We start from the raw sequence: 26,281 nt of genomic DNA on the forward strand, positions 1-26,281 counted from the left end.
ACACCCGTTAATAGGCTCTATGTGGAAGTACAGTAATGTATGTAGCAAAGGAGTACTAACAGACCGAGGGCTTGACCTCTATATTCTTAATTCTTATTGTGATTTCTCGTTCTCAAATGCAGTCTTCAGGGTTTTGTGAATTTTAGATTTTAGATTTTAGATTTTGGATTATTTGCCAACAATGTAGAAACTAAAAGTTCCAATTTTGGGAATTATAAAAGATTGATAATTAGTTTCCCTAGTTGAGAATAATATCAGTTGTTAAGTTTCTGTGAACCATGTTGAATTATTTTCTGCAATCTAAAATCCAAAATCCAAAATCCAAAATCATCAGGCTTTCCTGGTGTCTATGGCGCGGTGGAACCACACTGATCCCTTCCCGAACTCAGAGGTGAAACGCTGCTGCGGCGACGATAGTTTGGGGGTAGCCCCATGTCAAAATAGCTCGATGCCAGGTTTATTTTTTACAATCACATCACCCCCTCTATTTATTTAGTGGGGGTTTTGTTTTTTCGTCCTTTTTTTAAGCTGTTGTGTATGGAAAAATATTAAGTATTAATATGGTTAATTCTTGGAAATTTATGATTATTATTTAACTAAATTTACAAAAAGTAAGGGCAAGGTAATTCTACCCTTACTATGTATTATATGCCTTATGTGAGTAATATGTGACTTCACAACTCTTGCTGTTTTATTAGGTTTCCAGAGTTGCCCAAAACGATGATTTTGGCAATTATCAACGGAATTACAAGGTTTTTTTCCACTTAATTCACATAAGCTCTATTATTGATTATTTGACTGTATTCTGGTATGGTTAGTAATAAATCTTACCACCGCCCCATTTTGTACCAACAACTTTTGGTTCTAAGAGAATATGTCCAGCAATTGCTTTCAAGTCTTCCTCCGTCAGATTTCGCATGACTTTGAAAGTATCCGCACTCTTGATACTGGGGTGGAGTTCAGAAATCTCTATTTCACCATCATAGGTGGTGGGATTTTTCATATAGTCCACCAATCCTTCGATATTATTGCGGTTGGGTAAGGCACCTGCTAAAGCTTCTGGTTCAAGTCCCACGTTTTGATTAGTTTTAGTAACTCCACCCGCATGACATTGAGCGCAAGCGTAATTAAATAATCGTTTCCCTTCTTTGACTTGTTCTAAACTGAGGACAACGGTATCGCCCTGGGCATTTAATGGTACTGTGCGGATAGCTTCATCTAGTTCTACCGCTGTTGCACTACCGACAAGCATCTGCAATGTCAGCAACATAGTAACCACAACAACCCCAATTAGTCTTCTAAACATATTTCCCCTTCAAGATTTTGATCATTAACACAAGTTTTGATAGCGATACTAAATTTCTATACTGTTCATGACTGATGGGTGATTTGTCTTTGCTAATAGCTATTAGCATTAATTATTGTTGGCAAAATTTTGGCATTACCGAAAATAGTTGAGACATAATTACCTTCATACCTTCTAACTCCAGTGGAGTCCGATGCTATTTATAGGTAATTAAGAGTTGGTTAGACAAAAAACAATCCTTCTACAGAATGACTGTATTAGGCTGTTATCTCTGCTATTAATAGCTTTGGACAACCCATAACATTTGTGAACTTATCATAGAAATTGAGTCACTGTAATACCAATATCATGTTAGGAGTCCAATTTGTTGCCAAAACTTGAGACTCTCATAATCTGATTGCTGCAAATAACCTCAGCCAAGATTGGCGTGAGTCTATTATACTTAATAATCCACAAGGATACTGACTAAGTTGTTGCCCAGACCAGATTACCACCCCACAAAATTTATCCGGTAACAAAGCTAAAATTGTTATTTTTGTTGTTGTTGTGAAATAGAAAGGGTATAGTTATAATTTTGTTTCGATAATTCACCGACATACACTGAGTATTTTCCCTTAGTCCAGTAACCAGAGAGTTTTGGTTTACTTTTCAGATCATCATTACTAAGTACACAGAACCGCCCTCCTGGACCATCAATCAATAGCGTTGCCTGTCCTTCACTCTCTACTCTTAACTGTAGATATGGTACTGAATCTGTCATCTCAATCACTTGACTAGGTGTAGTGGAAATATACCCGCAATCAGTGTTAACTGTTCCCCCGGACATACCAGTTAAAATTATTGGGTCTATCTGGAGAGGATTTTTAATTTCAGTAATTGGGGGTTTGGCAAAACTAGCCTCATTAAGCAATAAACTTATTGCTAACCCCAAGGGAACAATTGTCAATGGTCTCAAAGTCTTCATGTTATTTCTACACCCCTTTAGGTTGATAACGTAATTTGTCAATGAACTTACCCAAAACAGAGCAGAAGTAGGGTAATTCATGAGCTACCCCACCTATATAATAACGTTTATAGCTACGCCACCTGGGCTATCAGCCACATTTTGCATAAATCCTATACTCTTAGTTAGACTAAAGTTAGTAGCTAGTTAGTGATTTGCCAAACTGAGAACCTGTGTAGTATTAGAGGATGTTTAGTCGGAGTACGGGAAATATTGGAAAGCTTACGTTAGGCTAGATAAAACTGCAAAATAACGGATTATTTCATCCGTGTAAATCCTGATCAAATTTCCTGATGTTAAAACTGCAACATCTTCAAAAGACTAATACAGGGTGGTCATTGGATCAACGAGATCCAAAGTTCATCGAGTCTATGATGCCCATATTGGGCTTGTTATATAACTTCTACTTTCGAGTCCAAACCAGTGGCTGGGAAAATGTCCCAGATGAAAAAATTCTCGTTGTCGGTTCTCATAATGGCGGACTTGCATCTCCAGATACATCAATGATGTTATATGACTGGTTTCGTCGCTTTGGTGTGGAAAGACAGATTTATGGTTTAATGCACCCCAAAGTTTGGGATGTATTTCCACCAGCGGCAGAAATGGCAATGAAAGCGGGTGCAATCAGAGCGCATCCCAAAATGGCTTATACGGCTTTGCGGTCTGGTGCTAGTGTCCTAGTCTATCCTGGAGGCGCTGAGGATGTGTTTCGACCCCATGCAATGCGAGATAAAATTTACTTTGCTCAACGTCAGGGGTTTATTAAGTTAGCTCTGCGGGAAAATGTCCCTATTGTGCCAGCGATTTCCTGGGGTTCACATGACACCCTGATTGTCGTGGCTGATATATATGATATCATGCGACAGTTCCATAACATGGGGATACCTTGGTTGTTTGGGGTTGATCCTTTAGTTTTCCCTATTTACCTGGGATTACCTTGGGGACTGGCTTTTGGTCCATTACCTAATATTCCTTTACCCATATCTATCTATACTAGGGTTTGTCCCCCGATTGTGTTCCCACGCTATGGAAAAGAAGCCGCAAGCGATCGCACCTATGTTAATGAATGTTACGAGTTAGTTAGAAGCAAAATGCAGCAGGAGTTAGATACTTTAATCCAACAAGCTACTCATTAACAGTACCCTGGCGACTAGAAACCGCCAGGTTATTTTAATTAATAACAGATTCATAATGGGTAATTACACTCTGTTACCTGAGACTTGACGCTTAAAAGTCGAAACTTGAGGAAATTGCACCTTAATTGTTCGGTTGTACCACTTTGACTTCTTCACACCAAAGTCTATAATCCCATGATTATAAGGTGCAAAGATATCCCTAGCCACCCTTAGCTACTGTAGCAATTCTGCAATCAAGGGACAAAAACCTGTGTACAAATGGATTTTGCCAAGTCTCAAGGAAGTTTTATCTTCAAGTCAGTCTCCTATGGCTGACTGTTCCACGGCTAAGGCCGAACATCAATGGCGTGTCAGTCTCGCGGCCACAGAAAACCTGCTGTTGGGTTTTTTCCAGTCCCTGGCTACGACTTTACCCCATACTACCCCAGGTTTGGTATTAGCCGCACCAGCGCCTTTATTTAGTCACCCACAATTAACACAACATTTACAAACAATAACTTTTACAGCAAAACCTTTTAACCCTTTGGCTTTGATGCCGTTCATCATCCCCTCAGAAATCCCCCAGAATCTAAATATTATTAATAATATTAATATTATTAATAATATAGAAACTATTTCTCCTGATAGTCCCACTTTCCAAGAATCTATTTTACCTTTATTACCGGCTGATCCCCTGGCAGCAGAGCAGTTTTGTTTAGTATTCACAGATAAATTTAGATTAGTGCTGGTTTTGTCCGAACTTGAATCTGGTCAGAAAGAATTTTTATTTTCCTTTGAACCAGAAATAGTACAACAGGCTTGGCAATCTTTAGGTTCTAGGGTAGTTTTAACTAATCCAGAATTGTTTGCTGATTTAGATACTAAAGTCCAAAACTATCCTTTAGTTGCACCAGAGTATCACACTATCATTCAATTTAGTAAATTATTACTCCAGGAATTAACTATCTCAGAAAGTAATCCACAAGTTACCCATACTTTATCACCTGTTCCTTCACCTACTCCACCGCCAAAACATCCATCTCGTCCTGATGTAGAATTACTACAAGCTTTCGCCCATGAGGTCCGCACTCCGTTAACAACAATTCGGATGATGACACGGTTGCTATTAAAACGCCAGGATTTACCCCTCAATGTTATCAGTCGGTTAGAAGTTATTGATCATGAATGTACTGATCAAATTGACCGGATGGAGTTATTATTTAAGGCAGCCGAATTAGAAAACTTATCCCAACAACCCCTAGGCTCAAAATTTTCCCAGGCCGCCCATGCTCAACTAACACCGATGTGTTTAGATCAAGTATTAGAGCAAAGTATTCCCCGTTGGCAACAAGCAGCAACTCGCCGTAATTTAACTTTAAATGTGGTCTTACCTAAGCAACTGCCAACGGTGGTTAGTAATCCTGCTATGCTAGACAGGGTACTCACAGGTTTAATGGAGAATTTTACCCGCAGTTTACCTCCCGGTAGTTGTATTCAAGTCCAAGTAATGACCGCTGGTGATCAACTAAAATTACAATTGTCACCTCAGTTTAATTGTCAAGATCCCCAAAGCTCCATGACAACACCACCAATTCGTAAATCTTTAGGTCAATTATTAATGTTCCAACCAGAAACAGGAGCAATCACTTTAAATATAGCTGCAACTAAGCATTTATTTCAAGCAATTGGTGGCAAGTTGATTGTCCGTCAACGTCCTCAAAATGGCGAAGTGTTGACGATTTTCTTACCTGTAGGAAGTTAGACAATTCTGAATTTTGTCATCAGCGATTCATGTTTTTTGGTCAGTAAATGGCATCAGCAACACCAAAATTTGTCAACTAATCTGAGAGGTTGTTAATCATGATTCGGTATCCAATGGTAAAACAAACATTATTAAAACAAACATTATACAGTTAATCAAATTTTAGCAACTTTTCCCCTACACGCTGCTCACAAATAAATAAACATTCCCACTCTCAACTTTATGCCAAATTTAGTTAAAAGTAAATCCCACCAACGACTAAAACGCCAGCTACTCATCGTTATGTTAGTAATTTTTGCCTCAAGTGTGGCTATGGGCTTGGTATGGGGATTTTTGGTTACCAGTACCCACAGTGCAAATCCTCTAAACTCTTACTTTGCGCCCTTGCGCGAAACATAATTTCTCACGGCAAAATGTTACGATTAGGCAGCTTCAATATTAAAATAATAATTAAAACCACTCATTGTATATAAGTGATCAGTTTTTTAATTCGGTTTTTGAGTAAATTCTCATTTTCCACCCACCCATAAGCAAAGCGGCTGGGTTAGATTAAACGTCTATAATCATATAGCCAAAGCTTGAATCTCCATCCTTCTTGATTTAATTCTATAAACTGCCATGCTAAAACTCTTGTTGGGCGATCCCAACGCTCGTAAACTTAAAAAATACCAACCTGACATTACAGAAATTAACCTCTTAGAGGAAGATATTAAGCCGCTTTCTGATGAACAGTTAAAGGCTAAAACCGTCGAGTTTAAACAACGGCTGTCTAAGGGTGAAACCCTAGATGATATTTTGCCAGAAGCTTTTGCTGTGGTTCGGGAATCAGGACGGCGTGTTTTGGGATTGCGCCACTTTGATGTTCAATTACAAGGTGGTATTATTCTGCATAATGGGCAAATTGCGGAAATGAAAACCGGTGAGGGAAAAACCTTGGTAGCGACTTTACCGAGTTACTTAAATGCCTTGACTGGTAAGGGTGTCCACGTAATCACTGTTAACGATTATCTAGCCCGTCGGGACGCGGAATGGATGGGTCAAGTACATCGGTTCTTGGGTTTGAGTGTGGGGCTAATTCAGTCTACAATGACCCCCAGTGAACGCAAGAAAAATTATGATTGTGACATTACTTATGTAACCAACAGCGAAATCGGTTTTGATTACCTGCGGGATAATATGGCTACCTCCATGTCCGAGGTGGTACAACGGCCATTTAATTTCTGCGTCATTGACGAGGTAGATTCAATTTTAGTTGATGAAGCCCGGACACCCCTGATTATTTCTGGTCAGGTGGAAAGACCTACGGAAAAATATTTACAAGCTGCGGAAATTTCTTTTACTCTCAAAAAAGATGAACATTACGAAGTTAATGAAAAGGATCGTAATGTTCTTTTGACAGATGAGGGTTTTGCTGAAGCAGAAAATCAACTAGGTGTGACAGATTTATTTGACCCAGAAGACCCTTGGGCGCATTTTATCTTCAATGCCATTAAAGCTAAGGAATTGTTCCTCAAAGATGTCAATTATATTGTCCGCAATGATGAAGTTGTGATTGTAGATGAATTTACGGGGCGGGTATTGCCCGGTAGGCGTTGGAGTGATGGATTACACCAGGCAATCGAGGCCAAAGAACGGGTAGAAATTCAGCCAGAAACCCAAACTCTAGCGACCATTACCTATCAAAACCTGTTTTTGCTGTATCCCAAGTTGGGGGGAATGACGGGAACTGCAAAAACCGAAGAAGTGGAATTTGAAAAGATTTATAAACGAGAAGTTACAATTATCCCCACAAATCAGCCCAGAAGACGAGAAGATTTATCTGATATGGTGTTTAAAACCGAATCAGGGAAATGGAGAGCGATCGCTAAAGAATGTGCCGAAATGCACGAAAATGGTAGACCTGTGTTAGTGGGGACAACTAGTGTCGAAAAATCTGAACTCCTCAGCCGACTCCTCAAAGAAATGGAAATTCCCCATGAGTTACTGAACGCTAGACCAGAAAACGTAGAACGAGAAGCGGAAATTATCGCCCAAGCTGGACGCAGCGGGGCTGTAACTATAGCTACTAATATGGCGGGACGAGGTACAGATATCATTCTCGGCGGTAACTCTGAGTATATGGCCAGGTTGAAACTGCGGGAATACTTTATGCCTCGCATTGTCAGACCAGAAGATGATGATAATTTTGGTATCCAAAGGGCTTCTGGACTACCTATAGGTGGTAGCGGTGGTGGACAGGGTTTTGTACCGGGAAAAAAGGTGAAAACTTGGCGGGCTTCTCCAGAAATTTTTCCCACCCAATTAACAAAGGAAACAGAACAGCTTTTAAAAGCGGCGGTAGAGGCGGCTGTCAAGGCTTACGGCGAACGTAGTTTACCGGAGTTGGAAGCAGAAGATAAAGTGGCTGTAGCGGCGGAAAAAGCCCCTACGGATGATGTGGTAATTCAAAAATTGCGGGCGGCTTACCAACAGGTTAAACGTGAATATGAAGAATTTACCAGCAGTGAACATGATCAAGTGGTAGAACGAGGCGGTTTGCACGTCATTGGTACAGAGCGCCACGAATCACGACGGATTGATAATCAATTACGCGGACGGGCAGGAAGACAAGGCGACCCCGGAACTACAAGATTTTTCCTCAGTTTAGAGGATAACCTATTACGCATCTTTGGGGGCGATCGCGTTGCTGGATTGATGAATGCATTTCAAGTCGAAGAAGATATGCCTATTGAGTCGGGTATGTTGACTCGCAGCTTAGAAGGCGCGCAGAAAAAGGTAGAAACCTATTACTACGATATCCGTAAACAGGTATTTGAGTATGACGAGGTCATGAATAACCAACGTCGGGCTATTTATGCGGAACGTCGTCGGGTCTTGGAAGGCGAAGATTTGAAGGAACAGGTGATCAAATACGCTGCAAAAACCATGGACGACATCGTTGATTATTACATTAACCCTGATTTACCTTCGGAAGAATGGGAATTGGAGAAGTTGGTGAATAAGGTAAAAGAGTTTGTTTACTTGCTGGCTGATATGCAGTCTAGCCAGTTGGAAGATATGGGAATTTTGGAAATTAAAGCTTTCCTCCATGAACAAGCGCGAATTGCTTATGATCTCAAAGAAGCGCAAATTGACCAGATTCAACCAGGATTAATGCGCCAAGCGGAACGTTTTTTTATTCTTCAGCGCATTGATACTTTGTGGCGGGAACATCTGCAACAAATGGATGCTTTGCGTGAGTCCGTTGGCTTGCGTGGTTACGGGCAAAAAGATCCGCTAATTGAGTACAAGAGCGAGGGTTATGAGTTGTTCTTGGATATGATGGTGAATATCCGCCGTGATGTGGTTTATTCTCTGTTTATGTTCCAGCCTCAAGCACAGCCTACTGTACAGGCTTGGTGAGATGGTTTAAGGGTTTTTTCTGGGTACGGGCGCAGAGGCACTACAGAGCCGTTTTCTGCGTCTTTTGTTTTATGGTCAGCAGGGGAGAAATGAACCACGAAGGAGCGAAGAGCGCGAAGGAAAGGGGGTTTAAGGAGAGGTATTTTGCGTCAGTCGTGATAGCGGGAATTATCTAAAATTTTTCTGGGACTTCCACTACAGATGATTAACTGATATGATATCGCCTGGAAGGGAGCAAGTCAAAAAGGCATTTATCGCAAAATTACTGATAGCTAATTATGGTTGTTGTAGCAATTCTCGCGGCAGGAAAAGGAACAAGAATGAAATCTAATCTGCCTAAGGTTTTACATTCTTTGGGTGGAAAATCTTTGGTGGAACGCGTTATTGAAAGTGCTGAACCCCTTTCACCTTCACGCAAATTAGTGATTGTTGGTTATCAGTCTCAGGAAGTAAAAACGGCTATTGATTCAATTCATGGCGTGGAGTTTGTGGAACAAACTGTACAATTAGGTACGGGTCATGCTATCCAACAATTACTTCCCTATTTACAAGATTATACTGGGGATTTATTAATTTTAAATGGTGATGTCCCTTTGTTGCGAACTGAAACTCTGAAAGCTCTCTTACAAACTCACCAAGAAAATCATAATTCCTGTACTATTCTGACTGCACAATTGGCAAATCCTCAAGGTTATGGTAGGGTTTTTCGTAATAGTGAAGGTATTGTCCAAAAAATAATTGAGGATAAAGATTGCACTCCTATTCAAAGAGAAAATGATCGGGTAAATGCTGGTATTTACTGCTTTCGTTGGCCAGATTTGGCTAAGATGTTACCACATTTACAAGCTAATAATGCCCAAAAAGAATATTACCTCACTGACGCTGTAACTCAGGTGGGTAAGGTAATGGCGGTAGATGTTCAAGATTACCAAGAAATTTTGGGAATTAACGATAGATTACAATTAGCGACGGCTAATGATATTTTCCAAAGACGCATTCAGGCAAAATGGTTATTAGCAGGTGTGACATTAATTAACCCTGCTAGTATTACTATTGATGAAACTGTGGAATTACAGCCAGATGTGATTATTGAACCTCAAACCCATTTGCGTGGGAAGACGGTAATTAAGTCTGGTAGTCGCATTGGACCGGGGAGTTTAATTGAAAATAGCAACTTGGGTGAAAATGTCACTGTCCTATATTCTGTAGTCACGGATAGTATTATTCAGAATAATACCCGCATTGGACCCTATGCCCATTTACGCGGTCATGCTAATGTGGGTGTAGGTTGTAGAATTGGTAACTTTGTCGAGTTGAAAAACACTCAATTGGGCGATCGCACTAATGTGTCACATCTCTCATATTTAGGTGATACGACCGCCGGAACTCAGGTAAATGTCGGTGCGGGGACAATTACTGCTAATTATGACGGTGTGAATAAGCATAGAACAATTATTGGCGATCGTACCAAAACCGGTTCTAATAGTGTTCTAGTTGCACCTATTACTATCGGGAATGATGTCTACATCGCCGCAGGTTCAACGGTGACAGAAGATGTGTCCGATGATGCCTTGGTAATTGCACGTAGTCGTCAGGTAGTCAAACCAGGTTGGAAAATGAAAACTCAAGATTGACATTTTATTTTGTAGTTTTGTAGGGTGCGTTGCGAACGCACCATAATGTCACAAATATCTTGAATTGGCTCTATTCTTCCGCACCTTGAATTTTCAGTAACAAAGCACCGATAGCCCAACCTACGAAGATGAGACTAAAAGACAATATAGCTGCATTTAACATTTCACCGCTCATTTGCTGCAATTCTCCTTTGTGGATGATTGATTTATGTTTCCTGTTTGTCGGCTCAACTCAGTCTATCAGAACTATCGAGTTAGACCTTTGTTAATCATTCTAAACCAATTTGGGAACAGGGAACAGGGAACAGGGAACAGGGGACAGGGGACAGGTGCTACGCCACGGGGACAGGTGACAGGGGACAGGTGACAGGGGACAGTTGAGGAGGTAGAGTTATTACCAATTACCCATTACCAATTACCCATTACCAATTACCAATTACCAATTACCAATTACCCATTACCCATTACCAATTAACCAACATGACTAATGAAAATAAACGCCCACGGTTGGTATTAACGCTAGGAGATCCGGCTGGTATCGGACAGGAAGTAATTTTGAAGGCTTTAGCAGATCCACAAGTGACTCAAAATTGCGATCTGGTGGTAGTAGGTAGCAGGAATTTAATAACTATAACTTATGAAAATATCAGTAAAAATATTGATAATGATCTAGTTTTGGCAAATCCCGCTGATTTGTCTATTATTGACCTACCTACTGTTGGTAAAATTGTCACGGGTGTGGGTAATGCGGACAGTGGCGCGGCGAGTTTTGCTTATATGGAATATGCTATATCTCACACTTTGGCGGGTGAATTTGATGGAATTGTCACAGGACCTATTGCTAAATCAGCCTGGAAAGCCGCAGGTTACAATTATCCGGGACAAACGGAACTTTTAGCCGCTAAGACCGGCTTTAATATCTCCAAAGACCGGTTTGGAATGTTGTTTGTGGCACGATCTCCTTTTACCGGTTGGACACTCCGTACCTTACTTGCCACCACACATATTCCCTTATGTCAAGTACCCAATACATTAACGCCAGAATTATTAACAAAAAAACTAGATTTGCTGGTACAGTGTTTGGAAAATGATTTTGGGCTGAAAAATTGGAGAATTGTGATCTCCGGTTTAAATCCCCACAGTGGAGAGATGGGACAATTGGGAACGGAAGAAATAGACTGGTTAATTCCCTGGTTGGAGTCAGAACGCCAAAAACACCACGCCAAAAACTCCCTAAATCAGTTAGAAGGACCAATACCACCAGATACAATGTGGGTAAAACCAGGTCTGGCTTGGTATGGAAATGGTGAGGTCAAAAATCCCGCTGATGCTTATTTAGCACTTTATCACGACCAAGGTTTAATTCCTGTTAAATTAATGGCTTTTGATCGGGCTGTAAATACTACCATTGGTTTACCTTATGTACGGACTTCACCAGACCACGGAACAGCCTTTGATATTGCGGGAAAGGGTATTGCTGACCCGACAAGCATGAAAGCAGCAATCCAATTAGCAGTAGAATTAGTCAAGCATCAAGCAACACGAAAACACCTTGATCACAAAATTTCCCCATAGACTACAAAATCATGTTTAAATAAGCCCAAGACAAGCTTGTGGCGAGGTTGGTGGAGATGAAATTACGAGAATTATTAGCGACTGTAGATGGAATTGGATCTCTTGTAAATATACCGGATATTGATATTCAGGGACTTAAAACTAATTCTCATGCTTGTACTCCAGGAGATTTGTTTTTGGGAATGCCAGGAACTAGAGTAGATGGTGGGGAGTTTTGGCCGAGTGCTTTAGCTGCTGGTGCGGTAGCAGCCATTGTTTCCTCCGCAGCAATTCTTAAAACTCCCCCTTCATCAAATTCTATAGTCATTAGTAGCGATAATATGACTAAAGCCTGCGCTCAAATAGCCGCAGCTTTTTATGGTTATCCCGGACAAAAACTCAAAATGGTGGGTGTTACCGGGACAAATGGGAAAACGACTACCACGCACTTAATTGAGTATTTTCTCACAAAATCTAGTTTACCGACGGCTTTAATCGGTACTCTTTACACCCGTTGGCCTGGTTTTGAACAAACATCTGTGAATACTACTCCCTTTGCTGTGGATTTACAACAGCAATTAGCCAATGCTATCAATGCTGGTTGTGAAACCGTCGTCATGGAAGTCAGTTCTCACGCTTTAGCCCAGGGTAGAGTGTTAAATTGTGATTTTGAGGTCGGAGTCTTTACTAATCTCACTCAAGACCATTTAGACTATCATAGGGATATGGAAGACTATTTTGCGGCGAAAGCATTGCTATTTAGTCCAGATTATCTGCAAGGAAAAGCAATTATTAACGCCGATGATGCCTACTGTCAACGCTTAATTACGTCTACAAAATCCGACCAGGTTTGGAGTTATAGCGTTAACAATAATACCGCCAATTTTTGGATGAGTGATTTAAATTATCAACCAAATGGTGTCAGTGGAATTTTACATACTCCTCAAGGAAATACAGCTTTTAGTTCCCCTTTAGTTGGTCAATATAATCTCGAAAATCTCTTGGCTGCGATCGCTACTGCTCTCCATTTAGGGTTAAATTTAGATTTGGTAGTAAATGCCATTCCTGAGTTTCCCGGCGTTCCTGGACGCATGGAACGGGTACTTAACCCACAACAAGATATTAGCGTGATTGTGGATTATGCCCATACTCCCGATAGTTTGGAAAATTTGCTCAAAGCTGCTCGGCCGTTTATTCCTGGTAAAATGATTTGTGTGTTTGGTTGTGGTGGAGACCGAGATCGCACTAAACGTCCAAAAATGGGGAAAATAGCGGCAGAATTGGCTGATTTAGTTGTGGTGACATCAGATAATCCCCGCACAGAAGATCCAGAAAAGATATTAGAGGATATATTGGCAGGTATTCCTGATATATTACAACCAATAGTTATCAGCGATCGCGCTACCGCAATTCATACAGCAATTCTCCAAGCTCAACCCGGAGACGGTGTATTATTAGCCGGTAAAGGTCACGAAGACTATCAAATTCTGGGGACTGAGAAAATCCACTTTGACGACAGGGAAGAAGCACAAAAAGCTTTACAGCAAAGAATTAACTAGTGAACAGGTAACAGGTGACAGGTAACAGGGGACAGGTAACAGGGGACAGGTAACAGGGGACAGGTAACAGGGAATAGGGAATAGGCAAGGAGGTAGAGTTATTACCCATTACCCATTACCCATTACCCATTACCCATTAAATTGTATCGGGGAATACTAACTTTAAATGTTGTTCCCTGCTTTGGTTCGCTTTCTAATGTAATTTCCCCTTGATGTTGATCAACGCATTTTTTGACTATTGCTAAACCTAAACCCGTACCGGAAATACTACCAACATTAGAACCACGATAAAAAGAACCAAATAAATTAACTTGATCTTCTTTAGGAATACCAATACCATAATCTTGAATTATAAAGATTATCTGCTCATCGGCGATATTCAAACTAAAATTAACTTTACTACTTCCAGGTGAATATTTCATAGCATTAGTGAGCAAATTTGTGAGAACTTGACGGATAATCTTTGGATCAAATTCCGTAAATAAGGTATCATCTAAAACTGGCTCGCTGCTATTTAAAGAAAACTCTATTACATGATTGTGGCTAGTTCCTTGTATTTCTCTTATGAGACCACGACAAAAAGCAATAATATCTGATGTTTCTGGTTTAAATTCTATTTTCTCAGTTTCAACACTGTTGATCATCAGAACATCATCTAGTAGTTGAACAGTATATTTGATGGTTTTTTGGATCGTTTCTAAGTGTCCGTGTTTTTTTTCCGCGCTTAGACGATCGCTAAAAGTTTGTAAAATCCCTGTAGATGAGGAAATAATAGCTAATGGGGTGCGAAATTCATGGGAGGCCATGGAAATAAAACGCGATCGCATTGCGCTGATTTCTTTTTCTTGTGCGAGAGACTTTTGTAATTTCTCAAATAAATCCGCTTGTTGAATAGCTATTGCTAATTGATTGGCTATTTGTTGCAATAATTCAGCTTCAGATTCTTCCCAAATACGTTTTTGACTACAAGCATGAACAACCAGCACCCCCCAGAGTTTATTATGAGGATGATTTACCCAGCGCCCGCTTTCATTTTCTACCAAATCCTGCAAAATGGGAGCGACAATTTTAGATTTAATATTTCCTTGTCGAGAATATGCCCTCAAGCAATCTGTCCAAATATCATCCATTACGTCGAGAACAATGCGCGGTTTTCCTTGCCAATAGCATTCTAAAATATCTTGTGACCATTTTTCATCTTCCCAATAACTATCTTTAAAAGTCATATAACCGTTAGCAACAGCTTCTTCCACAATTTGACTTTTACCATCAGGAAATAGACGGAAGACAATCACCCTCTCAGCCTGGGTTAATTCTTGCACTTTAGCAGTAATAGTAGTTAAAATATGATTTAAATTGAGGCTAGAGCGAATTTCTTGAGTGATATCTTGAATGGCTTTTTGTCGTTGTAGTTGCAGGTAAATTTCAGTTTCAGCTTGCTTTCTAATTATTAATTCTGACTGTACTTGTTCATATAGCATAGATTGTTGAATGGCGATCGCTAATTGGTTCGCTATTTGTTGAACAAGTTCAATTTCAAAATCTTGCCAGTGACGAGGTTGGGAACATTGATGAATACACAATAAACCCCATAAAGTTTTTCCCTGGATTAATGGTACAACTAAGTTTGCTCTCACCTGAAATCGTTCTAAAATATGACGATGACAATCTGCGAGTCCCGCATTGTCAATATCATCTACTATTTGCATTCTCCCCGCTGCATAGTCGGGAGAAAATCTCTCACCAAAACATTGATCATTAACTTTCATTTCTAGGGCAGATTTAAACCCAGAAACTACTGATTCTGAGACAAATGCACCATAATTAAAATTACTGTCTGTATCAAATTTAAAAATTCCCACTCTATCAGCATTAATTAATTGTCGTATTTCTGCCGCAGCAGTATTAAAAATAGTATGTAAATCTAGGGACTGACGAATGCGTTGGGTTGTCTCCCAGAGTAAATGTTCTCTTTCTGCTTGCTGCTTAATTTTTTGTTCTGCTTGTTTCCATTCCGTAATATCTCTATTCACCCCAATCACCCGTTCTGCTTCTCCTTGGGAATTGCGCTCAATAATGCCGTAAGATTGGAAAAGACGGTTGTTACCATCTGGCAAAACTATTCTAAACTCAATCTCAAATTCTTTGCCATCTTTCAGCTTATGTTGTATAATTTTATTAACTCTGACTGCATCTTCTGGATGTAATGCTGTTTGCCAAATTTCCATACAATCCCCATATTCCGATGTTTTGACCCCATAGAGTTCATACATCTTTTCATCCCAAATTGTGCGATTATTGACGATATCCCATTCCCAAATAGCAATTTTGGCAGCTTTGATTGCTAATTCTAGACGATTGGAGAGCTTTTGTAGTTGACTTGTGCGTTTCTGTACTCTGGCTTCTAGTTTTTGATTAAATTGGGACAACTGATTTAAGGTGGCTTGTAATTCCTCTTCTTTTTGCACTAGTTGAGTGATATCAGTATTTGCACCAGATACTCGCACCGCTTTTCCAGTTTCGTCCCGGAGAATATAACTTCTACAGTTAATGAAGATATAATATTCTTGTTTATGTCGCAGCCGAAACTTTAACTCAATAAACTCTATATTTTTATCGTCTAATGCTTGATTGAAGCTGCCACGGATAGGAGCTATATCCTCTGGGTGCATAAAATTCTCCCAGAAGGTTTTAGATTTGAGATAAAGTTCTTCATGTTTGTAACCCAGCATGGAAAACCAACGATCAGAATAATAAATACTATCTTCTAGAATATCCCAATCCCACCAAGCATCATTTGAACCTTTAAGAACTAGAGATAATCGTTCTTGCAGTTTTTCTGATTTTTGGAATAATTTAGATAATTTTTCCTCTGAATTTTTGCGAACAGTAATATCAACCATAGCTCCAATCACAACGACAATCTCACCTTGATCATCTAAAACTACTTGATTGCGATCTTCAAACCAGATGTAATTACCATCTTTACGTCTCAGTCTATATTCTGTGGACACAGAACTTTTCTGAGCTAGGTTTTTTTGAATCAAAGAATATAATCTGTCTCGATCTTCTGGATGAACTATATCCATGAATTCAGCTAAATTTCTCGGACATTCTGAATATGAGTAACCCAAAACTTCCTCCATATTCGCTGCCCAAACGGGAGCATCATTGAGCAAATTATATTCATACATAATTTGTCCACTAGCTGTACTTGCTAATTCATAACGATTTTTCCATATTTTCAATTCTGCTAACTGTTGTTTGATTAATTCTTCTGCTTGTTGTCGTTGATGAATTTCAATTTGTGTCTGTTGATAAGTATTTGCTTGTTGAATCGCAATTGCGACTCGCAGTGATATTTGTTTTACCAATTCGATTTCCTCAAGTTCCCAATTGTGGGGAATATCGCGGTAACTTGCTAACATTAGTCCCCAGAGTTGATTTTTAACAATTAACGGAGACAATAGTTTAGCGCGAATATCAAGGTCTTTTAACATCTGCTGATGACACTGAGTTATGGATTCACTGTCAATGTCATTAATTACCCGAATTTGCCCTTGACGGTAAAGTTCAAGCCATTCTGGACTGATACAGGGATCATGTACTTCTTGATTCAGGACTGAATGTCCACCCGCAACAATTGCTTCAGCGATAACTTGACCACGAAAATCAGCACTGAATTGGTAAACAATCACGCGATCGCATTTTAATATTTTTCTCATTCCTACAACTGTGTTATTGAGAATCTCTTGTAAATTTAGAGATGAGTGAATTTGCGTTGCAATCTGATTAATTAATTCTTCCTGTTCTGCTTTTCTTCTCAGTTTAATAGTGCGCTCTTCTATTTGCTTTTCTAACTCAAGAGTATAATTTCCTAGCAGTTGTATTTTCTCTGTTTCTAGTTGTAATACTTTTTCTTGTAACACTGCTGTTAGTTTATATAATTCCCAAGGATTAAGGGCTTCTAAAATACTGCTGTGGGTAACGATACCAAGTAGTTCCCCTGCGCTTCCTATCACTGCTAAACGCTGAATAAATCGCTGTTCCATTATTTGCTGCACAGTCCAGAGAGATTCATCAACAGTCACACAGAAAACTGGTGTACTCATGACAGTTTTTGCTAAACAGGTATCGAAATTCACGCTTAAAGCTTTAAGCTGTACAATATCACGCTCTGTCACCATACCCAGAGGAATTGTTAAAGATGCTTGTGTTTCTACAATCATCACCGAACTGACTTGATTTTCTGCCATTAAGCGAGCGATCGCTAGTATAGAAACATTAGCAGGTGCACATAAGACATTGGTGGTCATGACCTCATGAACCAACCGCAAGCGCAACAAGTCTACAGGCCGAAGTATCTGCCGTAAACTTTCGTAAGTCAGGAGTCCCACCAGTTGATTTTCCTCATCAACCAGTGGTAAATGACGAATGCGGTGGTGTTGAAGGAGATTCAGGGCAAAAAAGAGGTCTGTAAATTTTGACTCCTGCAAGGTGATTACAGGATGACTCATGACATCACGGAGGGCTAAATTTTCCAGGTCGGGTTTTTGGGCGCTGAGTTCGACCACATTTTGTTCCGTAAAGATGCCTACTGGACGATTATTTTCCACAATTAGGACACAACTGGAACGGCCTTGAATTTGTAAATGTTCTAGATGGTTATCAGTGGTTTGGGGAACAGAACAAACTGCTTGTACGTTCAGCCACAGGGGGTTTCCCCCTATTCCACTCATTTGGACTACAGCTTGTCTAACCGTTGTATCGGCAGTTGCGACTAACGGGTTATAAATAATAGCTGACTTTAGTTCCGTTGCACTGATAGAATTTACAGGTATCAACATTTAAGTATATCTATTTTGTATAATTACTTTTGTGTCACCTAATAATTTTACAATAGTTTTACAGAAATTCAGTATATAAGCTCAAATAAATATCAAATATAGGAATTTATAAATAAATAAATGGTAAGCTGTACTGCATTTAAATATGTATAACCTCAAATCAGTCTAATGCTTGGGGGGTGTGGGGCATCTCTGCCCGCCATAATGTATAAATATTCATAAACTTTCTAAGTAGCTTAAAAGGTCTGCCATTTCCTGGACACTGGGTTGGAATTTCGGCATAGGGGGCGTTTCCCCGCTAGTTACTTGATGAATTAGTCCATAGCGGGATTTGTATTTGGAGATTTCATGTAGAGTTGGACCGACTAGGCCATTTGCTTTTAAGCCATGACAGCCAGCGCAGTTGATTTGGAAAATAGCTTTCCCCTGCACTAGGTTTCCCTGAAGGGAGAGAACACTTTTGACATAAGGATCAGAGGCTTGCACTATCTCAATCCCAAACAGGACTAATGGCAGGGTTATCAGCATCGCTATAGTAAAGATAACGATCTGTTGAATCAGGGTTTCAGGTTTGATCAGATGGTTATCCAAAAGAGTTGCTTCTACAGTCTTCAAGTTTTCATTTCCTACACATAGCTTAAAATTTATTGATTGTGTTCGCAAGTACATAAGACGATTTTTATATAGTATTTAGATTTAAAACTGCTATGGGACGCGGGATTAATGCCAAATTTGGTAAAATCAAAAACAGGAAACGAATCTTTCAATAATCGCAACAAGGAGCTTTACAGTGGTTGAACCTCTATTATCAGGTATTGTGCTTGGTTTGGTTTTTGTAACTTTAAGTGGACTTTTTTACGCTGCCTATAGACAATATAAGCGTCCTACAGAATTAGGCGGCTGATATTGATTCAGGAGTCAGGGAAGAGGCCAGGAGTAGGAAGCGGGGAGCAGGGGAAATAATTACCCATTCCCCATTACCCATTACCAATTCCCTGCTCTTGATAAAATGTCAAAGCTGTGTTACCATAGGTTTTTTGTCGGCAGATTTCCCAGTTGGGAATTGTTAGCGGTGTCCAATCTTGGTGACGGTGTTCCACTGCTATTTCTCCTGGGGAATCTAAAAGCTGATACTGAGCGATCGCTTGTAATACTGGTTCATATAATCCACTAGCATAAGGTGGGTCAAAGTATATTCTGTCAAATTTTTGACCTGATAATTTTTTTAACTGTTGAGTAACGTTTCCCCGTAATAGCTGAAATTTTTGTTCTGGATTGGCTACCTGTTGCCAATTTTCTTGGATGATGGCGCAAGCAAGACTTGACTGTTCAATGCCAATAACGACGCTGGCTTCCCTACATAAAGCCTCAGCACCCATTGCCCCGCTACCGGCGCACAAATCTAGCCACCGGCAACCAGTAATTGTTCCTTGCCAAATATTAAATAATGCTTCCCTGACTCGCGCACTCGTAGGTCTGGTATGTTTACCTGGTAAGGTTTTAAGCAGACGATTACCGTAAATTCTCAGACTCATTAGTTATTGGTAATCCGATTTTGGATTTTGGATTTTGGATTTTGGATTGATTCCGGGAATAAATCCGAGGGTTTTGATCATCAACGGCTTATTTGTCATTAATCTTGAACTTATAGCTAGTAGCAGATCATACTATCAGAGTTTAACAACCGAAAATATTGCCAACTTTTGTTAAGCAAAAAGTTTTTCACGGACTTGAGCCACAAAATTAGATAATATTTGCAAGCCGACATTTGATGATTTTTCGGGATGGAATTGCACGGCCATAAGATTTTCATGAGCGATCGCGGCCGTAAAGGTTTGATTTCCATGGGTAACAGTAGCCGCGCGGACTTGGGTATTTGTAGGTTCAACATAGTAAGAATGAACAAAATAAACCCAAGGATCGGCGGGTAAATGTTCCCATAAAAGATTTTTTGGTTGCTTGAGTTGGAGTTGATTCCAACCCATGTGGGGAATTGTCATTCCCGGTTCAGAACGAAAACGGCGGACTTTTCCGGGAACAATTCCTAGTCCTGGTAACGTCCCTTCGGCGCTGGATTCAAACAAAATTTGTAATCCTAGACAAATACCCAAAAACGGTTTACCAGAAGCGATAGCATCTTTAATAGGTTTTTCCAAACCACGCGATCGCAAATGTTGTACCGCTGGATCAAATGCTCCCACGCCTGGTAAAACTATAGCATCTGCTTTCGCCAACTCTTGAGAACAATAGGTAACTTGAGGAGTTGCACCAGCTTTTTCTAATCCTTTGCAGACAGAGTGCAAATTTCCCATATCGTAATCAACAACTGCAATCACTGGCATTTAGCTGCTCCTTGTAAATTTATGAGGAAGGGCATTTATTTAATTATTCTAATTCTAAATAATATTTCTTATGCAGAAAAAAAATACTATTAACTTCTTTTGAGATTTAGCTAAGTCAACAAGAGTCAAAAGCCAATGACTTGTTACTCGCACTAGCCAAAATGGCTTCACTCTCCCATGATTTAAATTTCTTGCACCGTCTACCTGTAGATGTACAACTGGCCAGTTCTCCCGTCATTGCCAAAATTAATGACATTCAGCTTGACTATATTATCTATTGTGCCATGGCTGCAAGTCCTTCACAATTAAGTATAGAACTCCTGGTCTGTAGTACAAGTATCTTACCTTTAGAGTCTATAAATTCTAGCGAAAATATTTTGCGAACCACTGTTGATCTGGAAAAATTATTAGTGTCAACAGCAGCAGTTGAGGTTAGCTATGATTGTGGTAAGTGTGTCTGTGAGGGAGTTTATTATTCAATCTTAGACTATTTACCCCAGTTTCAACCGTCAATTAAGTGCATTTTTGTTTATGTACCCATGTTAAATGAAGAAAATTTGATTCGGATTGTTGCCGATTTTGTTTTGATCATTAACAACTTGGCACTTCTTTAGAAATATTAACGTCTGTTTTAAAAAAATTACTGAGTATGATGTTGCCACTATTACTTTCTTTGGCTCTTGCACAAGCGAACTTGGTGACCCCACCAGAGGAAATATTGCAAGTACAATCAGTACGCCCTTTGCCAGGACAATTAGATTCAGTACCAGTATTTAATAGCAATAGTCCAGAATTGGTATTAAAGGAAGGAATTTTACTTTCTACTTTTCCAGCAGCAGGAAAAAAAGTTACATCAGCCCATTTAAATTTTCCCTTCCGTGGCCAATTTGATATTTTTGCCCATCATGTGACTAAAACTGAATTACTAGAAAATTTACCTTCTCTTTACTTGGGTATTATTTTACATAACCCTGGTTCTCAACCAGTGACAGTAAATATATTACAAGCCGCTAGTTATTTAAGTCAACCAGATGCCCCATTTCAGGAATTACCATCTTTAATTGCCAATGACTTGGGAACAGTGTTTGCAGGTCCAGGTAGTCGCGTTATGTCCGATATTTTGAGGGGTAGAAGACAAGATATTTTTCCCCCGCAAATTGTCATTCCCCCCGGTCAAAGCCAGATGTTATTAAATTTACCAATTCCTGTCCAAGGGTTAATACCGCCTTTAAATGGTCGTTCTACATATCTGCGATTACGAAGTAATGGTAATATTTACGTTGCTAGTTTGGCGATGTTTGCCCAGAAAAATACTGATGGTAGTGAACGTACGCCTAATTTAGCAGAATGGCAAAATTTATTAGATAATGCTGAATTATCCACTCCTAGAGATAAAATCCCCACTCCTATCACAGGAAATAATAAACCGGGAATTTACGGACGTGTAGCCGGAGTATCAAAGGGTTCTCAATGGCGGGCTTATGTGGTAGATCAACCTAAAAGTAAGTATTTAACTATTCCTCAACCTGGTACAGGGTTTTCCTACGGGTTGAGTACCTTGCATGGTGGAACTTTAGGCACAAATCAAATTCAAACTGCACCTATGTTAGTCCGTTATCCTGATACGGCCTATTATGCTCATGGTAATTATGGTGTTCAATATAGTCTGAAGTTGCCTTTATACAACAATACTGAAAATGAACAAACTGTAAATGTGGCAATTCAAACTCCACTCAAAGAGAATGAGTTAAGTAAATCAGGAATCCGCTTTCTTCAACCACCTGCGCGTCAAGTCTTTTTTAGAGGAACGGTGCGTTTACGTTATCAAGAACAGGGACAATGGAAAAATAAGTTTGTACATTTGGTTCAAAGGCGTGGTGAAATGGGACAACCATTAGTAGTATTGAATATTAAACCAAAAAATACCTCTTTAGTACAATTAGACTTTCTTTATCCACCAGATGCTTCTCCACCACAGGTTTTAACGGTGTCAACTCAAATTAGATAGGGTTTTCAGCTATTTTTGCGATAAATGCAAGATAATAATGCTATTACTGCAATAGTAACTTGAATTTGTTGTCAAAATCACAGATTATAAAAATGAAATTGTTTATTACTGCAATTGCCAACTACAAAACAACCATCAAGTAGTGGGTTTTGTCTTAACTTGAGTTCCTTCTTGGAAGCCTAAATATGAATACAAGCAGGATAGAATTAGCTAAAGAGACTTTAAAAACGCATAAAGAGAATATGCGAAAAACACTAGAACATCGCTTACAAGCAGCTAAAAACCAGAAAAATGAAAACCTATTGCGTCAGTTAGAAGCAGAAATGCGGGAGCATAGTGAACATTCTCAATCTTCTACTGTCAAAGGTGATTTTTTTGGTTTTATACGTAACACAATGACTACTAACCATGCAAAAATGGAAAGATAGTAAATTAGCTATCGTTCCTGCTGCATTATATAAATTAGGTCAACGCTGACATGAGTTGTAATGGGTAATTACTAATTACCCATTACCCATTACCCATTACCCAGCGATCAAAATTTCATCATCTACAGAAAAATCAACTTCTAATTTATCTTGTCCACTGATTAAATAATCATTTTCCCAAGAATCTTTTAAACCAGAAATTAAATCATATTTAGGTTGCCAATTTAATTCTATTTGTGCTTTATTTATTGATGCGAAGAAGTGCTGTACCCGCATAGGAAAGGATTTGCGTTTACCGAAATCAAACTTTTTAGGATCATAATGGACGATTTTAACATCATCGGCAGATTTACCAGCAGCCACAGCACAAGCACGAGCTAAACCGTCAAAGGTGACAAAGCGATCGCCTGAAATATTATAAATCTGCCCAATTGCTTTTTCGTTGCCAATTACTTGTATCATCGCTTGTGCTAAGTCTAATACATGGCCTAGCTGAGTCAAGTGCATACCATTACCAGGGATAGGAATGGGACGATTACGAGCAATTCTATCAAAAAACCAACTTTCCAAAGGATTATAATTTTGGGGACCGTAGATATAAGTAGGACGAATGGAAGTAAAGGGGATTCCTAATTGTTTGAGGTAAGCTTCCGTTTCATGTTTACCCTTGTGACGACTTTTAGGATCTACTGTATCACCTTCCAAATGGGGCATTTGGTCAGATTTGAGGTACACCCCTGCTGAACTCATGTAAACAAAGTGTTTTACCCGTCCTTGATAGATTTCTGCCAGGGGTTGGGTATCCGCGAGTTCTCTGCCATTATTGTCAAAAACGACATCAAAGGTTTCTTGTGCTAACTTTTCTTGAAGTTGATTTGGGTCCGTGCGGTCGCCTATAATTTGTCCTACTCCTGAAGGTGTGGGATGATTACCACGATTAAACAAAACCACCTCATGTCCGGCCTTTAGCAGTAATTGAGTCAAATACACACCAATGAACCGAGTTCCACCAATAACCAAAATTCGCATAACTTCCTAACTCCTAAATAACCAAAAGTGGTCTGCGTCACCCTGATCTTTGCTTATCTTTGAGGTTATCAGGTTGTAGTATCATTCTGGAACATCTTTTGCTAGAATTGTACCTCTCATGTAATCTGGAGATTTTCCCACTGCTGAAGAAATAAGACTTATAATATTCTTTTTGGTAACATCGTGAGTAAGTCCCAGGAAAAATCAGTAGTGTGGAATATCACCTGATAAAATTAGACTAATTACTTCCTACCCATTCAATTTAGCTGTGTTTTTAGAATATGCTTTGGTTCATGAGTGGTTAACCCCTCAAGCTACGGGTGGTTCAGAATTGGTAGTCCGGGAAATATTAAAGCATATTCATGCTGATTTGTATGCCCTGATTGATTTTGAATCCAATAATCCTGAAAGTTATTTGTACAAACGTCAAATTGGCACAACGTTTTTACAAAAATTTCCCCAAGCGCGTCAAGGTGTGCAAAAATACTTACCTTTACTGCCCTTGGCCATTGAACAATTGGATTTACGAGAATATGAAGTTATATTATCTTCATCTCATGCGGTAGCTAAAGGAGTATTAACCACGCCTAATCAATTGCATATCTGTTATTGCCATACCCCTATGCGTTATGCTTGGGATTTAACATTTGATTATCTCAAGCAAAGCAAATTAGGTCAAGGAGCTATAGGCTGGATAACACGCTACATTCTACATCATTTGCGGCAATGGGACGTAATTAGTGCCAACCGGGTTGATTATTTCATTGCTAACTCCCAACACACAGCTAGAAGGATTTGGCGTTGTTATCGTCGGGAAGCAACCGTTATCTATCCACCAGTGAATATTGACGAATGTTTATTTTCTCCAGAAAAAGAAGATTTTTACTTAATAGTCTCTCGATTAGTGAGTTATAAACAAGTTTCCTTGATTATTCAGGCTTTTAATTGCCTAAGAAAACCCTTGGTAGTTATTGGTACAGGTCCAGAAATGGACAAGCTGCGAGAAATAGCCCAACCACATATCCAAATTTTAGGATGGCAACCTGATCATATCGTCAAAAAATACATGGCACGTGCCAAGGCTTTTGTCTATGCAGCTTGCGAGGACTTTGGTATAGCCCTAGTTGAAGCCCAGGCTTGTGGAACTCCCGTAATTGCTTATGGCACCGGTGGTGCGCTAGAAACAGTTAGAGATATTCGCACTCATCCTGACACAGGAACTGGTATATTGTTCAAAATGCAAACAGTAGGAGCTTTAGTAGATGCCGTAGCCGAATTTGTAGATCATCAACATTTGTATAATTATGAGTATATACAAAAACACGCTAATCAATTTTCTCGCCAGGTTTTTGCAGAACGTTATCTGGGTTTTGTTAATGAATGTCGTGAAAAAAGATTTTACCAAAAGTAAACACTAGCCTTTTTGTATTTGTTTTCTAGGAAGATAGCAAATTTTTCCCAAAAATCACTACCTTTTAGCCTTAAGATCGGGACTATGTGTGGTGTGGATTATAAAGGAGTATGATGACTGCCCAGAGTTCACTCCTCTCCGGCAAACGATACCCACGAAAAGATAACAGTACATCTATGGCTGTTTTATCAAAACGTGGTCAAAAAGTTAAACAGCTAAAGGTGAAATCCAGAGGTTTATCTTTTCAGGGTTTATACGGAGAGTTTTTAAAGCGACTGTTTGATATAGTTTTTTCACTATCAGTGTTGATTTTGTTTTCTCCCATCTACATAATATTGTCCTTGTTGATAGCCCTAAGCTCAAAAGGTCCAGTTTTTTATGTTCAACAACGAGTAGGCAAAAATTACCGAAGCTTTAATTGTATTAAATTTCGCACTATGGTTAATAATGCTGACGAAATGCTCGTCGAAATGATGGCCATATCACCCGAGCTGCGAGAGGAATTTGAAAGCAATTTTAAGCTGAAAACAGACCCGAGAATCACTAAAATTGGTCACTTTTTGCGAATTACCAGCTTAGATGAGTTTCCCCAATTTTGGAATGTTCTCAAAGGGGACATGAGCGTAGTTGGTCCACGTCCTTTAGTAGAGGAAGAATTACCGAAATATGGTGATTATATCGGTCATGTTTTAACAATTCGTCCCGGAATTACGGGTTTGTGGCAAGTATCTGGACGTAATGATATTCCTTATCCTCGACGGGTACAAATAGACCTCCACTATGTCAATTTTAGGAGCTTTTGGCTAGATTTGTGGATTATCCTGAAAACAGTTAATGTTGTGATTATGCCCAAAAATAAAGGGGCTTACTAAGTAATTACG

The 26,281-nt window shown here is 39.5% G+C and carries 20 protein-coding genes and 1 rRNA gene; 13 read left to right on the forward strand and 8 right to left on the reverse strand.

All coding sequences use genetic code 11. The features are described 5' to 3' along the window. Window positions 1–339: 339 nt before the first annotated feature. Window positions 340–457: ribosomal RNA gene (rrf, locus tag H6F39_RS00005) — 5S ribosomal RNA — on the forward strand. 357 nt (window positions 458–814) lie between these two features. Here the strand turns inward: rrf and psbV are convergent. Both psbV and H6F39_RS00015 read right to left on the reverse strand, forming a co-directional pair. Then, window positions 815–1,306: a photosystem II cytochrome c-550 gene (gene psbV / locus H6F39_RS00010; RefSeq protein ID WP_137909639.1), complete on the reverse strand. Its 492-nt coding sequence runs from the start codon at window positions 1,304–1,306 to the stop codon at window positions 815–817. 529 nt (window positions 1,307–1,835) lie between these two features. Further along, complete coding sequence (locus tag H6F39_RS00015; protein ID WP_137909640.1) at window positions 1,836–2,270, reverse strand: hypothetical protein; 435 nt, start codon at window positions 2,268–2,270, stop codon at window positions 1,836–1,838. 332 nt (window positions 2,271–2,602) lie between these two features. Here H6F39_RS00015 and H6F39_RS00020 point away from each other — a divergent pair, with 332 nt between their 5' ends. The 4 genes from H6F39_RS00020 (at window position 2,603) to glmU (ending at window position 10,222) form a co-directional block, all read left to right on the forward strand. Continuing rightward, the gene (locus tag H6F39_RS00020; protein WP_137909641.1) at window positions 2,603–3,445 is read left to right on the forward strand and encodes a lysophospholipid acyltransferase family protein; all 843 of its coding nucleotides are present in this window, start codon (window positions 2,603–2,605) and stop codon (window positions 3,443–3,445) included. A gap of 250 nt (window positions 3,446–3,695) precedes the next feature. Continuing rightward, on the forward strand, window positions 3,696–5,186 hold the full coding sequence (locus H6F39_RS00025) for a sensor histidine kinase KdpD (protein ID WP_137909642.1): 1,491 nt from the start codon (window positions 3,696–3,698) through the stop codon (window positions 5,184–5,186). 618 nt (window positions 5,187–5,804) lie between these two features. After that, window positions 5,805–8,588 (forward strand): preprotein translocase subunit SecA, encoded by a 2,784-nt coding sequence (gene secA / locus H6F39_RS00030; protein ID WP_137909643.1) that lies wholly within the window; start codon window positions 5,805–5,807, stop codon window positions 8,586–8,588. Between the two features lie 278 nt (window positions 8,589–8,866). After that, a complete protein-coding gene (gene glmU / locus H6F39_RS00035) occupies window positions 8,867–10,222 on the forward strand; it encodes a bifunctional UDP-N-acetylglucosamine diphosphorylase/glucosamine-1-phosphate N-acetyltransferase GlmU (RefSeq protein WP_190396001.1) in 1,356 nt (451 codons plus the stop codon). 70 nt (window positions 10,223–10,292) lie between these two features. Here the strand turns inward: glmU and H6F39_RS00040 are convergent, their stop codons facing one another. Then, the gene (locus H6F39_RS00040; protein ID WP_137907794.1) at window positions 10,293–10,397 is read right to left on the reverse strand and encodes a PetM family cytochrome b6-f complex subunit 7; all 105 of its coding nucleotides are present in this window, start codon (window positions 10,395–10,397) and stop codon (window positions 10,293–10,295) included. Between the two features lie 305 nt (window positions 10,398–10,702). Between H6F39_RS00040 and pdxA the strand changes: the two genes are divergently transcribed. Beyond that, complete coding sequence (pdxA, locus tag H6F39_RS00045) at window positions 10,703–11,797, forward strand: 4-hydroxythreonine-4-phosphate dehydrogenase PdxA (RefSeq protein WP_190372701.1); 1,095 nt, start codon at window positions 10,703–10,705, stop codon at window positions 11,795–11,797. Window positions 11,798–11,853: 56 nt separating this feature from the next. Beyond that, a complete protein-coding gene (locus H6F39_RS00050) occupies window positions 11,854–13,335 on the forward strand; it encodes a UDP-N-acetylmuramoyl-L-alanyl-D-glutamate--2,6-diaminopimelate ligase (protein WP_137907791.1) in 1,482 nt (493 codons plus the stop codon). A gap of 122 nt (window positions 13,336–13,457) precedes the next feature. Here H6F39_RS00050 and H6F39_RS00055 read toward each other — a convergent pair whose 3' ends face one another. Both H6F39_RS00055 and H6F39_RS00060 read right to left on the reverse strand, forming a co-directional pair. Beyond that, complete coding sequence (locus H6F39_RS00055; protein WP_190396002.1) at window positions 13,458–18,182, reverse strand: GAF domain-containing protein; 4,725 nt, start codon at window positions 18,180–18,182, stop codon at window positions 13,458–13,460. 216 nt (window positions 18,183–18,398) lie between these two features. Continuing rightward, window positions 18,399–18,773 carry a cytochrome c gene (locus H6F39_RS00060; RefSeq protein ID WP_137907799.1) on the reverse strand — a complete coding sequence of 125 codons (375 nt, stop codon included), beginning with the start codon at window positions 18,771–18,773 and terminating at the stop codon, window positions 18,399–18,401. 199 nt (window positions 18,774–18,972) lie between these two features. On the opposite strand from H6F39_RS00060, the gene petG reads away from it, so the two are divergent. Further along, entirely contained in the window at window positions 18,973–19,086 is a 114-nt protein-coding gene (petG, locus tag H6F39_RS00065; protein WP_015078754.1) for a cytochrome b6-f complex subunit V, read from the forward strand. Window positions 19,087–19,159: 73 nt separating this feature from the next. On the opposite strand, the gene rsmD is transcribed toward petG, so the two are convergent. Then, window positions 19,160–19,717, reverse strand: a complete 558-nt coding sequence (rsmD, locus tag H6F39_RS00070) for a 16S rRNA (guanine(966)-N(2))-methyltransferase RsmD (protein WP_137907789.1) — start codon at window positions 19,715–19,717, stop codon at window positions 19,160–19,162. A gap of 171 nt (window positions 19,718–19,888) precedes the next feature. Beyond that, the gene (gene hisH / locus H6F39_RS00075; RefSeq protein ID WP_137907788.1) at window positions 19,889–20,524 is read right to left on the reverse strand and encodes an imidazole glycerol phosphate synthase subunit HisH; all 636 of its coding nucleotides are present in this window, start codon (window positions 20,522–20,524) and stop codon (window positions 19,889–19,891) included. Between the two features lie 161 nt (window positions 20,525–20,685). Here hisH and H6F39_RS00080 point away from each other — a divergent pair, with 161 nt between their 5' ends. The 3 genes from H6F39_RS00080 to H6F39_RS00090 all read left to right on the forward strand — a co-directional run bounded on the left by H6F39_RS00080 (window position 20,686) and on the right by H6F39_RS00090 (window position 22,960). Then, complete coding sequence (locus tag H6F39_RS00080) at window positions 20,686–21,138, forward strand: peptidase C15 (protein WP_306420209.1); 453 nt, start codon at window positions 20,686–20,688, stop codon at window positions 21,136–21,138. Between the two features lie 38 nt (window positions 21,139–21,176). Next, window positions 21,177–22,532, forward strand: coding sequence for a DUF3370 domain-containing protein (locus tag H6F39_RS00085; protein WP_137907798.1), 1,356 nt, complete (start codon window positions 21,177–21,179; stop codon window positions 22,530–22,532). A gap of 185 nt (window positions 22,533–22,717) precedes the next feature. Continuing rightward, complete coding sequence (locus tag H6F39_RS00090) at window positions 22,718–22,960, forward strand: hypothetical protein (RefSeq protein WP_137907787.1); 243 nt, start codon at window positions 22,718–22,720, stop codon at window positions 22,958–22,960. Between the two features lie 96 nt (window positions 22,961–23,056). Here H6F39_RS00090 and H6F39_RS00095 read toward each other — a convergent pair whose 3' ends face one another. Then, window positions 23,057–23,989 (reverse strand): NAD-dependent epimerase/dehydratase family protein, encoded by a 933-nt coding sequence (locus H6F39_RS00095; protein ID WP_137907786.1) that lies wholly within the window; start codon window positions 23,987–23,989, stop codon window positions 23,057–23,059. A 268-nt stretch (window positions 23,990–24,257) separates the two neighbouring features. Between H6F39_RS00095 and H6F39_RS00100 the strand changes: the two genes are divergently transcribed. Both H6F39_RS00100 and H6F39_RS00105 read left to right on the forward strand, forming a co-directional pair. Beyond that, a complete protein-coding gene (locus H6F39_RS00100; protein WP_190371351.1) occupies window positions 24,258–25,400 on the forward strand; it encodes a glycosyltransferase in 1,143 nt (380 codons plus the stop codon). Window positions 25,401–25,513: 113 nt separating this feature from the next. Continuing rightward, window positions 25,514–26,272 carry a sugar transferase gene (locus H6F39_RS00105; RefSeq protein WP_137907797.1) on the forward strand — a complete coding sequence of 253 codons (759 nt, stop codon included), beginning with the start codon at window positions 25,514–25,516 and terminating at the stop codon, window positions 26,270–26,272. The last annotated feature ends 9 nt before the right edge of the window (window positions 26,273–26,281 follow it).

Source organism: Dolichospermum sp. FACHB-1250 (assembly GCF_014696335.1).
Taxonomy (GTDB): domain Bacteria; phylum Cyanobacteriota; class Cyanobacteriia; order Cyanobacteriales; family Nostocaceae; genus Dolichospermum; species Dolichospermum planctonicum.